Annotated in this window: 12 protein-coding genes; 10 read left to right on the top strand and 2 right to left on the bottom strand. The window is 68.5% G+C overall.

Features of this window, described 5'->3' with window-relative positions; translation table 11 throughout:
• Positions 1 to 32: 32 nt before the first annotated feature.
• The gene (locus FHW79_RS09515) at positions 33 to 614 is read right to left on the bottom strand and encodes an NYN domain-containing protein (protein WP_183178681.1); all 582 of its coding nucleotides are present in this window, start codon (positions 612 to 614) and stop codon (positions 33 to 35) included.
• A 297-nt stretch (positions 615 to 911) separates the two neighbouring features.
• On the opposite strand from FHW79_RS09515, the gene rpoZ reads away from it, so the two are divergent.
• The 9 genes from rpoZ (at position 912) to FHW79_RS09470 (ending at position 10,114) form a co-directional block, all read left to right on the top strand.
• On the top strand, positions 912 to 1,358 hold the full coding sequence (gene rpoZ / locus FHW79_RS09510; protein WP_094302572.1) for a DNA-directed RNA polymerase subunit omega: 447 nt from the start codon (positions 912 to 914) through the stop codon (positions 1,356 to 1,358).
• A gap of 105 nt (positions 1,359 to 1,463) precedes the next feature.
• On the top strand, positions 1,464 to 3,635 hold the full coding sequence (locus tag FHW79_RS09505) for a bifunctional (p)ppGpp synthetase/guanosine-3',5'-bis(diphosphate) 3'-pyrophosphohydrolase (RefSeq protein ID WP_183178680.1): 2,172 nt from the start codon (positions 1,464 to 1,466) through the stop codon (positions 3,633 to 3,635).
• A gap of 141 nt (positions 3,636 to 3,776) precedes the next feature.
• Positions 3,777 to 4,529: a pyridoxine 5'-phosphate synthase gene (locus FHW79_RS09500; protein WP_183178679.1), complete on the top strand. Its 753-nt coding sequence runs from the start codon at positions 3,777 to 3,779 to the stop codon at positions 4,527 to 4,529.
• Positions 4,526 to 4,981 carry a holo-ACP synthase gene (acpS, locus tag FHW79_RS09495; RefSeq protein ID WP_183178678.1) on the top strand — a complete coding sequence of 152 codons (456 nt, stop codon included), beginning with the start codon at positions 4,526 to 4,528 and terminating at the stop codon, positions 4,979 to 4,981. The genes FHW79_RS09500 and acpS overlap by 4 nt, the downstream gene beginning before the upstream one ends.
• Entirely contained in the window at positions 4,978 to 5,748 is a 771-nt protein-coding gene (lepB, locus tag FHW79_RS09490) for a signal peptidase I (RefSeq protein WP_183178677.1), read from the top strand. Before acpS ends, lepB begins: the two co-directional genes overlap by 4 nt.
• 63 nt (positions 5,749 to 5,811) lie before the next feature.
• On the top strand, positions 5,812 to 6,561 hold the full coding sequence (gene rnc, locus FHW79_RS09485; protein ID WP_183178676.1) for a ribonuclease III: 750 nt from the start codon (positions 5,812 to 5,814) through the stop codon (positions 6,559 to 6,561).
• Entirely contained in the window at positions 6,554 to 7,582 is a 1,029-nt protein-coding gene (era, locus tag FHW79_RS09480) for a GTPase Era (protein ID WP_183178675.1), read from the top strand. Before rnc ends, era begins: the two co-directional genes overlap by 8 nt.
• 79 nt (positions 7,583 to 7,661) lie before the next feature.
• The gene (locus FHW79_RS09475) at positions 7,662 to 9,077 is read left to right on the top strand and encodes a YcjX family protein (protein WP_183178674.1); all 1,416 of its coding nucleotides are present in this window, start codon (positions 7,662 to 7,664) and stop codon (positions 9,075 to 9,077) included.
• Positions 9,074 to 10,114 (top strand): TIGR01620 family protein, encoded by a 1,041-nt coding sequence (locus FHW79_RS09470; RefSeq protein ID WP_183178673.1) that lies wholly within the window; start codon positions 9,074 to 9,076, stop codon positions 10,112 to 10,114. The genes FHW79_RS09475 and FHW79_RS09470 overlap by 4 nt, the downstream gene beginning before the upstream one ends.
• A gap of 4 nt (positions 10,115 to 10,118) precedes the next feature.
• Here the strand turns inward: FHW79_RS09470 and FHW79_RS09465 are convergent, their stop codons facing one another.
• Positions 10,119 to 11,603, bottom strand: coding sequence for a tetratricopeptide repeat protein (locus FHW79_RS09465; protein WP_183178672.1), 1,485 nt, complete (start codon positions 11,601 to 11,603; stop codon positions 10,119 to 10,121).
• Positions 11,604 to 11,825: 222 nt separating this feature from the next.
• Here FHW79_RS09465 and FHW79_RS09460 point away from each other — a divergent pair, with 222 nt between their 5' ends.
• Positions 11,826 to 12,383, top strand: a complete 558-nt coding sequence (locus FHW79_RS09460) for a hypothetical protein (protein WP_183178671.1) — start codon at positions 11,826 to 11,828, stop codon at positions 12,381 to 12,383.
• Positions 12,384 to 12,422: the final 39 nt, after the last annotated feature.

The following is a 12,422-nucleotide window of genomic DNA, read 5'->3' as shown; positions in this document are numbered from 1 at the left end:
CGGAAGACGCGCCCCGCCGAAAGCGGCGTGGATCAGAAGTTGGCGTAGGGGCCGCCCTGGCCGGACATATCCGGAGCGCCCGGAGCGCCCGGACTCCCCATCGGCTCGCGGTGGTGATGGACGCGGGCAATGCTCGGGGCGAGATCCTGAAGCTCGATGAAGTTGTCGGCCTGACGGCGCAATTCGTCGGCGACCATCGGCGGCTGTGAGCGCACGGTGCTGATGACGCTGACCCGCACGCCCTTGCGCTGCACCGCCTCGACCAGCCGTCGGAAATCGCCGTCGCCGGAGAACAGCAGGATGTGATCCACCCGCTCGGCCATTTCCATCACGTCGATGGCCAGCTCGATGTCCATGTTGCCCTTGATCTTGCGCCGGCCCGACGCGTCGGTGAACTCCTTGGTCGGCTTGGTGACCATGGTGTAGCCGTTGTAGTCCAGCCAATCGACCAGGGGGCGGATCGGCGAGTACTCTTGATCCTCAACCAACGCGGTGTAGTAGAAGGCGCGAACCAGGCGTCCCTCGGAAGCGAAGCCGTCGCGCAGGCGCTTGTAGTCGATATCGAAGCCCAAGGACCGGGCGGCCGCGTACAAATTGGCGCCGTCAATGAACATCGCCAGACGCTCTTCCTTATAAAAGAGCTTGGTAACATCCTTCGGCAAAGTCGTATTGCGATCCAATTCCGTAATCCTTCCACGATGGATTGAATTATATCTCAGGCATACGCGAAATTGCGATCCACCAGATAAGTAACGTAGGGCTTCGTCTACGCGCGAGCAAGGGGGCGCGCGGGCATGAGGCCGCTGCGGGCGGGGTACGGCGGGCGCACCCGTCAAGGCTCGAAGCGCTTGCGCCGGCGCGAAGGCATCAATATATTCGGTTGCCTTCGCAGATCCCGGAGTTGGTTTGGTATGGCTCGCGTTACCGTCGAAGATTGCGTCCTCAAGGTTCCGAACCGGTTTGAACTGGTCATGATGGCGGCCCAGCGCGCGCGTGAGATCGCGTCCGGCGCTCCGCTGTCGATCGACCGCGACAACGACAAGAACCCGGTCGTTGCCCTGCGTGAGATCGCCGATGAGACGGTGATGCTGGAGCATCTGAAGAACGCCCTGATCAAGGGCCACCAGAAGCACGTCGAGCCCGACGAGCCCGAGGAGGAGATCGTCGAGCTGATGGCCGGCGAGCACGACTGGGCCGCCCGCGGCGACACGTCGCTGGAGGACGAGGACGGGATGAGCGAGGCGGAGGAGGTCGGCGAAGGCGACGATCTGCTGTCCGATATGGAGAGCGACCCGGCGGCGGCCTTCGGCATGACCGAGGACGATGTCGTCGGCCGCGATGCGGACGGGGATCTCTGACGCTGACCGATTGCGACCGGCCTTGGGGGGCGATGGCCCCCCTTTCCGTCCAGAACCAAGACATTTGCGAAACTTCATGGCGCACGCTGCGCCGGGTCGGGTGGCATGATCCGGCAATATGAGCTTGTCGAACGCGTCAAAGCGTACGACCCCTCGGCGGACGAGGAGCTGCTCAACCGCGCCTACGTCTTCTCCATGAAGGCGCACGGGTCGCAGACCCGCGCTTCGGGCGATCCCTATTTCCTCCACCCGCTGGAGGTCGCCGGCATTCTCACCCAGCTCAAGCTGGACGCCGGGACCATCGCGACGGCGCTGCTGCACGACACCGTCGAAGACACGGTCGCCACGCTGGAGGACATCGAAAAGCATTTCGGCAAGGAGATCGCCCGTCTGGTCGACGGCGTGACCAAGCTGTCGCGCCTGGAGCTGCACAGCGAGCAGGCCAAGCAGGCCGAGAATTTCCGCAAGCTGGTGCTGGCCATGTCGGAGGACATCCGCGTCCTCCTCGTCAAGCTGGCCGACCGGCTGCACAACATGCGCACGCTGTTCCACCTGAAGAACCCGGACAAGCGCAAGCGCATCGCCCGCGAAACGATCGAAATCTACGCGCCGCTCGCCGAGCGCATCGGCATGCATCAGGTCAAGGACGAGCTGGAGGATCTCTCCTTCGCGGAGTTGAATCCGGACGCCCGCGACAGCATTTTGGCCCAGCTCTCCCGCCTGCGCACCGAGGGTGAGAACCGCGTCCAGCGGATCATCCAGGAACTCCGCGGCACGCTGGCGGAGGAGGGGCTGCCCAACGCCGGGGTCACCGGGCGCGAGAAGACCGCCTATTCGATCTGGCGCAAGCTGCAGCGCAAGAACGTCAGCTTCGAGCAGCTGTCGGACATCATGGCCTTCCGGATCATGGTCGACACGGTGCCAGAGTGCTATCAGGCGCTGGGCGTCATACACGCCCACTACCCGGTCGTTCCGGGGCGCTTCAAGGACTACATCTCGACCCCCAAGCCCAACGGCTACCGCTCGCTCCACACCGGGGTGATCGGTCCGGAGCGCAACCGCATCGAGGTGCAGATCCGCACCAGCGACATGCACGAGATCTGCGAACTCGGCGTCGCCGCCCACTGGGCCTACAAGCAGGGCGAGCCGCGCACCCAGCAGGGGCGCGAGTACCGCTGGCTGCGCGAGCTTCTCGACATCCTGGAGCACGCCCAGAAGCCCGAGGAGTTCCTGGAGCACACCAAGCTGGAGCTGTTCCAGGACCAGGTCTTCTGTTTCACGCCGAAGGGCGACCTGATCGCTCTGCCGCGCGGCGCCACTCCGGTGGACTTCGCCTACGCCGTCCATTCGGAGGTCGGCGACCACTGCGTCGGCGCCAAGATCAACGGGCGGATGCTGCCGCTGCGCACGCAGCTGCAGAACGGCGATCAGGTCGACATCATCACGTCCAAGGCCCAGACCCCGGTTCCGGGCTGGGAACGCTTCGTCGTCACCGGCAAGGCGCGGGCGCGCATCCGCAAGTTCCTGCGTACCCAGCAGCGCACCCAGTACATCGAACTGGGCCGGGCCATCCTGCAGCGCCAGTTCAAGTCGGAAGGCTACGAGTTCTCGGAAAAGGCGCTGGACGGAGTCGTCAAGATCTTCCAGCAGCCGAGCGCCGACGACCTGCTGGCCAGCGTCGGATCGGGCCTGCATTCCGGCCGCGAGGTCTTCCACGCCGTCTTCCCCGGCCACAAGCCGCATGTGGCGACGCCGAAGGAAGGCGACGACAAGAACGCCATCACGGTGCCGAAGCCCAAGCCGAAGGCGAAAGGTCACAACGCACCGCTGCCGATCCGCGGCCTGATCCCCGGCATGGCGGTCCATTACGCGCGCTGCTGCCACCCGCTGCCGGGCGACCGCATCGTCGGCATCGTGACCACCGGCAAGGGCGTGACCATCCACACCATCGACTGCGAGACGCTGGAGAGCTTCCACGAGTCGCCGGAACGCTGGATCGACGTCGCCTGGGACATCGGGCCGGACAGTCCGGAGGAGCATGTCGGGCGCATCTCGCTGGTGGTCAACAACGAGCCGGGCTCGCTCGGCACCCTGTCCACGGTCATCGGCAAGAACGGCGGCAACATCACGAACCTGAAGATCACCAGCCGCAACACCGACTTCTTCGAGCTGCTGATCGACATCGACGTGAAGGACGCCAAGCATCTGACCAACATCATGGCGGCCCTGCGCGCCACACCCGCCATCAACGCGGTGGAGCGGGCGCGGGGACGGTAACTCCGGCGGCGCGGCACCGCCGGGGCGAGGGCCCGACAATGACGGCGTGACGCGACGCTGCACCACCGCTATATAGCAGGGAGAACCGGTGCCCGCCGGATGCAGGATGCGGGACCGGCGCGACACCGGAGTTTCGAGCCTATGCCCCGCCCTCTGCGCCTCGGCGTGAACATCGACCATGTGGCGACCGTCCGCAACGCGCGGGGCGGGCGCCACCCCGATCCCGTGCGCGCCGCGAAGCTCGCCGCCGAGGCCGGGGCCGACGGCATCACCGCCCATCTGCGCGAAGACCGCCGCCATATCATCGATTCCGACATCGAGCGGCTGATGGCGGACATCCGGCTGCCGCTGAATCTGGAGATGGCGGCAACGGACGAGATGCTCGCCATCGCACTGCGCCACAGGCCGCACGCCTGCTGCCTCGTCCCGGAGAAGCGCACGGAGGTCACGACCGAAGGCGGGCTGGACGTCGCCGGCCAGATGGAGAATCTGAAGCGCACCGTCGGCGATCTCGGCGCCGCGGGCATCCGCGTCTCGCTGTTCATCGACCCGGAACCGGCGCAGCTCGACGCGGCGAAGGCCTTGGGCGCACCCGTTGTGGAACTGCACACCGGCGCCTATTGTGACGCGCCCGCCGGGGCGGAGCGCGCGGCGGAGCTGGAGCGCATCGTCCGGGCGGCGGCCCACGCCGAGGCGATCGGCCTGGAATGCCACGCCGGCCATGGGCTGAGCTACGAGACGGTCGGGGCGGTCGCCGCCATCCCGACCATCGTCGAGCTGAACATCGGCCATTTCCTGATCGGCGAGGCGATCTTCGTCGGGCTGGGCAACACGCTCCAGCGCATGCGCGCCGTCATGAAGGACGCCCGAGCGGCGGCCGGAGTCGTTTCATGATCCTCGGCATCGGGAACGACCTGATCGACATCCGCCGGATCGAGCAGTCGCTGGACCGTTTCGGAGACCGCTTCATCGCCCGCGTCTTCACCGACGTGGAACGCGCCAAGTCCGAGCGCCGCGCCGGCGCGGCCGGCAAGCACAGCGCACGGGCCGCGACCTACGCCAAGCGCTTCGCCGCCAAGGAGGCCTGCTCCAAGGCGCTGGGCACCGGCTTCCGCGACGGCGTGTTCTGGCGCGACATGGGGGTGGTGAACCTGCCCTCCGGCCAGCCGACCATGCGCCTGACCGGCGGAGCGCTGGAGCGGCTGAAGGCGATCACCCCGCCGGGCATGCAGGCGCGCATCCACGTGACGCTGACGGACGAGTATCCGATGGCCGAGGCCTTCGTCATCATCAGCGCCGAACCGGCCGACACTTCCATCACCACCTCCACGGCACCATCCGCATGACCATGAACAGAGAGACCGCCTTGACCGGCAAATCCAAAGAGACAGGCGGCTTTGCCGAGACGGTGAAGACGGTCCTCTACGCGGTCATCATCGCCTTCGGCGTGCGGACCTTCGCCTTCGAGCCCTTCAACATCCCGTCGGGGTCGATGATCCCGACGCTGCTGATCGGCGACTACCTGTTCGTGTCCAAGTTCTCCTACGGATACAGCAAGTACACGGTCGGCTTCGGGCTGCCGCTGTTCGAGGGCCGCATCCTGGGCCACGCGCCGGAGCGCGGCGACGTCGCCGTGTTCAAGCTGCCGCGCGACAACAAGACCGACTATATCAAGCGCGTCATCGGCCTGCCGGGCGACACCGTGCAGGTGACCGGCGGCGTCCTGCACATCAACGGCCAGCCGGTGAAGCGCGAGCGCATCGAGGACTACGTGTCCCGCGACGCGCTGGGCCGCGAGGTCCGCATCGCCCAGTATGTCGAGACCCTGCCGGGCGGGCGCAGCCACCGCATCATCGAGGAGTCGGACAACGGTCCGCTCGACAACACCCCGGCCTTCAAGGTCCCGGCGAACCACCTGTTCATGATGGGCGACAACCGCGACAACTCGCTGGACAGCCGCGTGCCGTCGCAGGTGGGGTATGTCCCGATGGAGAATCTGGTCGGTCGCGCCGAATTCCTGTTCTTCTCGTTGGAGGACGGGACGCGCTTCTTCGAGGTGTGGCGCTGGCCGGCGGACCTGCGGTTCAGCCGCCTGTTCAACGCCGTGAAGTGAGCCCCGTCGAGCACCGGGGCGCGGAGATTTGTTGTTGTGAGCCCTGAAGAACGGGAGACCCCCATGGCGTCCGATCCGGACGTGAGCGCCGATTCCGCCGACCTCGCGGAGCTGGCCGCGGCCATCGGCCATCGCTTCGCCGACCCGCAGCGGCTGGCCGACGCGGTCACCCATCCCAGCCTGATGGGGCTGGAGCGCAACGTCCGCGGCGGGCGGCCCGAGCAGGGCCCCGGCCTCGCCTATGAGCGGCTGGAGTTCCTGGGTGACCGGGTGCTCGGCCTCGTCATTGCGGAATGGTTGCTGGAGCGCTTCCCCAACGAACGCGAGGGCGCGCTCGCCAAGCGGCACGTTTCGCTGGTCCGGCGGGAGGCGCTGAGCCGCGTCGCCGACACGCTGAATCTGGGGCGCTACCTGCGCCTGTCCCCGTCGGAGGCGCAGGGCGGCGGACGCAGCAACAACACGATCCTGGCCGACGCCTGCGAGGCGGTGATCGGGGCGCTCTATCTGGATGGCGGCATGGACAAGGCGCGGGACTTCATCCGCGGGGCCTGGGCCGGGCTGATCGACCGCGCGGACCCGCCGCCTCTGGATTCCAAGACGGCGTTGCAGGAATGGGCGCAGGGCAACAAGCGGCCCCTTCCCACCTATGAACTGATCGAGCAGAGCGGCCCGGCGCACGAGCCGGTGTTCCGCATCGCGGTCCGATTGAAGGGCATGGAGCCGGTCACGGCCACCGGCCCGTCCAAGCGGGTCGCCGAACGGAAAGCGGCCAGCGCTTTGCTGCGCCAATTGGGAGTGCAGGTCGATGACTGACGGCCGCGACAAGTTTGAAGACGACGATTTCGACGATAAGGACGAGGGCGTGAGCGAGAGCGTGGACGAGGGTGCCGACACTGGTGCCGAAGAAGGCGCCGAAGAGGCTGCCTATGTGCCCGAGAACCCGCGCTGCGGTTTCGTCGCGCTGGTCGGCGCGCCGAACGCCGGCAAGTCGACCCTGCTGAACGCGATGGTCGGCTCCAAGGTGTCGATCGTCAGCTCGAAAGTGCAGACCACCCGTACGCGTGTGCTGGGCATCACCATCGCCGGCGACAGCCAGATCATCTTCGTGGACACGCCCGGCATCTTCAAGCCGAAACGCCGTCTGGACCGCGCCATGGTGGCGGCGGCCTGGCAGGGGGCGGAGGACGCCGATCTGGTCGGCCTGCTGTTCGACGTGTCGCGCCGCGGCATCGACCAGGACACGCAGGGCATCATTGCCCGCCTGAAGGAGCAGGGGCGCAAGGCCATCCTGATCCTGAACAAGATCGACCTCGTGCCGCGGGAGAAGCTGCTGGGTCTCGCCGACAGCTTCAACCAGGAAGGCATCTTCACCGACATCTTCATGCTGTCCGCCTCGACCGGCGACGGGGTGGAGCATCTGCGCGGCTTCCTGGCCGCCCGCATGCCGGAAGGCCCCTGGCATTACCCGGAGGACCAGATCTCCGACATGCCGATGCGCCTGCTGGCGGCGGAGATCACCCGCGAGAAGCTGTTCCAGCAGCTTCACCAGGAACTCCCCTATTCGGCGACGGTCGAGACCGAGCAGTGGGAGGAGTTCGAGAACGGGTCGGTGAAGATCTCCCAGGTCGTGTATGTCCAGCGCGACAGCCAGAAGGCCATCGTGCTCGGCAAGCAGGGCTCCCGCATCAAGGCACTGGGGCAGGCCGCCCGCACCGAGCTGGAAGAGATGCTGGAGCAGCGCGTCCACCTGATGCTGTTCGTCAAGGTGCGCGAGGACTGGGAGAACGATCCGGAGCGCTACGAGGCCTGGAACCTCGACTTCGGGGCGTCCTAAAGCGCCGGTCAGGGTATAGGCGTGGGCGGACGGTCCCCCATATAGAGGGGCGATCGTCCCCAACACGGACCGGCTGAGCGTGCGCGTGCCCATTTTCAACGACCTTTACGACGCCGGCTCGCGCCTGTTGGGGCGGGCCGGCGATCTCGTTTCCGGCGGCATCCTGGAGCAGGACGTCCGTCTCGGCGTCACCGGGCTGCGGCGGGCCGGCAAGACCGTGTTCGTCACCTCGCTGGTCGACAATCTGCTGAAGGCCGGGCGGCTTCCCTTCCTGGACGTGGTGTCGTCCGGGCGCTTCCAGGCGTCGCGTCTGCGCCCCCAGCCCGACGCCCAGGTTCCCCGCTTCGAGGTCGAGCAGCGGCTTGCCGAGCTGACCGGGCCCATTCCCCGCTGGCCAAAGGAAACGCAGGGCATCAGCCAACTCCGCCTGTCCATGCGCTACCGCCCGAACGCGGTGCTGAAGCGCACGGTGCAGCCGGTCGCCACGCTGAATCTCGACATCGTCGACTATCCCGGCGAATGGCTGCTCGACCTGCCGCTGCTCCACCAGTCCTTCGCGGAATGGAGCGCGCTGACCCTGGAACTGGCCGGGCGGCCGCCGCGCGACGAGCTGTCGGTGTCCTGGCGCGGCTGGCTCGCCACCATCGACACGGGAGCCCCGGCGGAGGAGGAGGAGGCGCGGCGCGGCGCGGCGCTGTTCACCGATTACCTGCACGCCTGCCGCCGTTCCGACAATCTGCTCAGCCTGATCCAGCCCGGCCGCTTCGTCGAGCCGGGCGACATGGCCAACGCACCGCTGCTGACCTTCTGCCCGCTGCCGGGCGACCGTCCGCGCACCCGCGGCAGCCTGTGGGCGCTGATGGAGGACCGCTACGAGGCGTACAAGTCCAAGGTGGTCCGCCGCTTCTTCGCCGAGCATTTCGCCCGGCTCGACCGCCAGATCGTCCTGATCGACGTGCTGGGGGCGCTGAACTCCGGCCCGGCGGGCATGGCGGACATGAAGCGCGCCCTGGAACTGAGCCTGGAGCCGTTCCGGCACGGGTCCAGCAGTTGGCTGGACTGGCTGCTGGGCCGGAAGATCGACCGCGTGCTGTTCGCCGCGACCAAGGCCGACCATGTCGCCTCGCACCAGCACAACAGCCTGCGCCATCTGCTGGACCGGCTGGTGTCCGACGCCCGCGCCGGCATCCGCTTCGAAGGCGCGCGGGTGGAAACCATGGCCATCGCCGCCCTGAAGTCCACAGAGACGGTGGTGACCGAGCATGAGGGGCGGCAACTGCGTTGCGTGCGCGGCGTGCCGCTCGGGCGCGACCGTCCGACCGTGCTGTTCCCCGGTGAGATCCCCGAGGATGCCGACTTCCCGCCGGGGCAGGAGCGGCCCTACAACTTCATGGCCTTCCAGCCGCCCGCCGACCTTGCCCGCGAGGCGCGCGGCCTGCCGCACATCCGGCTCGACCAGGCCATGCAGTTCCTGCTGGGGGATTATCTGGAATGAGCGAGGACACGCGCGACCGCCGCTGGGTCCCGCCGATGGAGCTGGACCCCGCCCGCGCCGCCGCCGTCCCCGCGGCGGAGGAGGAGGCGATCATCGCCGGCCCCCTGGCCGGCCCCCTGGCCGGTTCGGCGGCGGAGCGCCTCCCCGCGCTGCTGGCGGAGGACCGGCCGCGCAGCCGGCTCGGCCGCTGGTTGGCCGGCTCGGTCGCCGCGCTGGTGCTGATCGCGCTGGGCTTCGACACCTGGGACCTGTTCAACCGCGCCTTCGCCACCAGCGCCGCGCTGGGCGTCCTGGTGGCCGCCGCCGTGACCGTGGCCGGCGGGGCGGCAGTGGCGATGCTGCTGCGCGAACTGCGCGCGCTGCGTCGCCTGCGCAAGATCGAGGAACTGCGCGGCGAGGCCGGGCGCCTGACCACGGAGATTGTGACGCAGGCCGGGGAGCCGGGCCACGCCGAGCGCTTCGCCGGGTCGCTGACCCGCCTCTATGAGGGCCGTCCCGATCTGGCGCCTTCGTTGGAGCGGGTGCGCGACCATGTGACCGACGCCCACGACGACGCGGAGATCCTGCGCCTGCTCGACCGCGAGGTGATGGGGCCGCTCGACCGCCGCGCCTACCAGACCGTCCTGCGCGCCTCGCGCGACACCGCCGTAGCGACGGCGCTCAGCCCGGCTGCGGTCGTCGACCTCGCCGTGGTGCTGTGGCGCAACTTGAAGCTGGTGCGCGAGATTGCGGCGCTCTACGGGGCGCGGCCCGGCTATGTCGGGTCGCTGCGGCTGTTGCGGCGGATGCTCGCCAACCTCGCGGTGGCCGGGGTGGCGGAAAGCGCCCACCACGTTGCCGTCGAGGCGCTGGGTGGCTCCATCGCCGCGGCCATCTCCACCCGCATGGGGCAGGGGGTGATCAACGGTCTGCTGACCGCGCGGGTCGGGCTGACCGCCATGCATCTGTGCCGTCCCATCGCCTTCGGTCCCGACAACCGGCCGAGCATGGGCCAGATCCGCAAGGAGCTGCTGTCGCTGCCGAAGCAGGTGCTGTAGCCGATCACACCGCGGGGAAGGGCAGGCCGTGCCGGGGGTGGGCGCGGTCGTGGATCAGGGCGCGGTCGCGGATCATCGGCCAGACGATGCGGCGCAGGAATCGGTGGTCCTGCGCCCGGTCCGCTTCGGCGGCGGCGTGGCGCTCGGCGAGCGGCAACAGGTCGGGCAGCAGCCCGGCGATGCCGCCCCAGTGACCGCCCGACATCACCTCCGTGTGCAGAACCCCGTCGCGCAGGACGTGGAAGGGCCGGGCGGACGCGGCCCAGGCATCGACGGCCGCCTTTCCGTCGGCGGACGGCAGGGCGTCCCAGTCGCGGCAGAGGAAGCGCGCCACGGTGGGATCGTCGGCGGCGGCCAGGCGCCAGTAGGGACCGCCGGTCGACGCATCGGAGGCCACCGCCATGAGCTCCGCCCCGGCCGCGGCCAGCTCGGCCAGCCGGTCGGCGGCGAGGGTGTCATCGTGATAAACCCGGCAGGTCCAACCCGGATAGAGCGCACCGGTCCGCCGCAGAATCTCCGCAGGGTCGTGGGTGCCGGACGGTTGGCCGCTCCACAGGTTGAAGGCGATGACGTTGTGCCGCCGCGCCTCGGCCCCGCGTGGCCGGGCGGGCAAAGGGGGCAGGGCGGGTGCCGTGTCGATGGCCGTCCGGTCCTTCAGGTCCAGCGCGCGTTCGCCCCACGCGGCGGCCTCGTCCTCCCGGCCGAGAAGGGCTAGGGCGACGACCAGCCGGTCGATGGCGTCGAGATGGCGGGGGTCCAGGCGGGCGGCCCGCTCCAGCGCGCGGGCGGAATCCTCCAGCCGGTCCACGCCCCCCAGCGCGATCCCCAGGTTGAACGTGGCGGAGGGAAAATCCGGCGTGATCGCCAAGGCGTTGCGGTAGGCGAGGGTGGAGTCCTCCCGCAGTCCCATGGCGAACAGGGCGTTGCCATAGAGAAAGGCGACGTCGGCGTCCAGCGGCAGCAGTTCGGCGGCGCGGCCGAGCGGGCGGAGGGATTCGGTGCCGCGCCCCTGTTCGACCAGGAGGCGCCCCTCTTCGTGGCGCAGCGCGCCCAGGCGTTCCACGGCGATGGTCAGGCTGGGGACGGAGGCGACGGCGCGCTCCAGGGCGGTGATGGCGCCGACGGAGCGGCCCAGGGCGCGCAGGGCGTTCGCCATGTCGGTCCAGGCCTCCGCGAAATCTGGCTGGAGGGCGACGGCGCGCCGGTAGTCCTCCACCGCGACCTCCGGTTGCCCGGAGGAGCGGCGGATGTTGCCGCTGTTGGCGTGCATGTCCGCGGCCTCGGGCCGTTGGACGATGGCGCGGGCGATGAGGTCCAGCCCGAGTGCCCGCTCGCCCACCTGCCCGGCCAGGACGCCCAGGAAATGCAGGGCGTCCGGCTGATCCGGGTCCACATCGAGGATGCGGTTGTACAGCTGTTGGGCCTCGGCCAGCCGGCCGGCCAGATGGTGGTCCAGGGCGAGCGTCAGCGCTTCCGCGATCGTAACCATGCCTACAGGCTTAAGCACCCCGGCGCCCCTCCGCAAGCGCCATGGCTGTGAAATGGGTGGGCGACGGCCCCAATGGTCCTGAAATGCGAAGCTTTGGTACCGGAAACAGCTTGGGCGATTTCGTCCTTTGGCATAGCCCGAAAAAAGGTGAACGAACCCTTTACAATGCAAGAATACGACTGCAATATATGATCTGGATTGTCCAATTATCGGTGTAATGTCATGAACGTGGCCATCGCCACCGCAACGGCTGCAAGGCCGTTGGCCTTCATGACGGCCCGCAACAGCGACGCTGTTGAAAACGCGGCCGAAGCCGGGACTCCGTCCACGAAGGATCCCGTCACCGGACAGTCCGAACCGCTCGGCGGGCGCTACACGAAGACCGCCTACCGGTACGACGCCGACGCGTCGCGGCTGGTGCTGCTGTTCCGCAGCCCGGAGGACGGGGCGACCCTCGACCAGATTCCGACCGAGGCGGCGCTGCGGCAGTACCGCGAGGCGCAGAAGGACCGGAAGAGCGGCAAGGCGTCGCTTGAGCTTCTGGTTGGTGGCTCGGACGGGCAGGACCAGCTGAACGGTGCCGGCCAGAGCGGGACCTTAGCCAACTTCTCGCCCGTGCACCGCTGGGCCGCGGGCCATTCCGGAACCGGTGGGGGCCGCTCCAGCCTGTCACAGGGGACTTCCGCGCACACGTCTCCGGTGGTAGCCTCGACCCCGGTGGTGGCACACGCGGCGGCCGCTCCCTCGGTGGGGGCCGGTTCCGTCAACGTGGTCATCTGACCGGCACGGCGCGGGCGGTCGGATTCGGCCGACGGTTCC

Origin of the sequence: Azospirillum sp. OGB3, assembly GCF_014192915.1 — a bacterium.
In the GTDB taxonomy this organism is placed as follows: Bacteria; Pseudomonadota; Alphaproteobacteria; order Azospirillales; family Azospirillaceae; genus Azospirillum.
The sequence above is the reverse complement of the archived record's forward strand: the minus strand, read 5'-3'. Positions and strand labels throughout refer to the sequence as shown.

Bases quoted from the DNA above. Each gene is read 5' to 3' on its own strand.
- FHW79_RS09465 (WP_183178672.1), bottom strand. From the start codon at position 11,603: ATGGTTACGATCGCGGAAGCGCTGACGCTCGCCCTGGACCACCATCTG.
- FHW79_RS09470 (WP_183178673.1), top strand. From the start codon at position 9,074: ATGAGCGAGGACACGCGCGACCGCCGCTGGGTCCCGCCGATGGAGCTG.
- rnc (WP_183178676.1), top strand. From the start codon at position 5,812: ATGGCGTCCGATCCGGACGTGAGCGCCGATTCCGCCGACCTCGCGGAG.
- rpoZ (WP_094302572.1), top strand. From the start codon at position 912: ATGGCTCGCGTTACCGTCGAAGATTGCGTCCTCAAGGTTCCGAACCGG.
- FHW79_RS09460 (WP_183178671.1), top strand. From the start codon at position 11,826: ATGAACGTGGCCATCGCCACCGCAACGGCTGCAAGGCCGTTGGCCTTC.
- acpS (WP_183178678.1), top strand. From the start codon at position 4,526: ATGATCCTCGGCATCGGGAACGACCTGATCGACATCCGCCGGATCGAG.
- lepB (WP_183178677.1), top strand. From the start codon at position 4,978: ATGACCATGAACAGAGAGACCGCCTTGACCGGCAAATCCAAAGAGACA.
- FHW79_RS09500 (WP_183178679.1), top strand. From the start codon at position 3,777: ATGCCCCGCCCTCTGCGCCTCGGCGTGAACATCGACCATGTGGCGACC.
- FHW79_RS09515 (WP_183178681.1), bottom strand. From the start codon at position 614: ATGTTCATTGACGGCGCCAATTTGTACGCGGCCGCCCGGTCCTTGGGC.
- era (WP_183178675.1), top strand. From the start codon at position 6,554: ATGACTGACGGCCGCGACAAGTTTGAAGACGACGATTTCGACGATAAG.
- FHW79_RS09505 (WP_183178680.1), top strand. From the start codon at position 1,464: ATGATCCGGCAATATGAGCTTGTCGAACGCGTCAAAGCGTACGACCCC.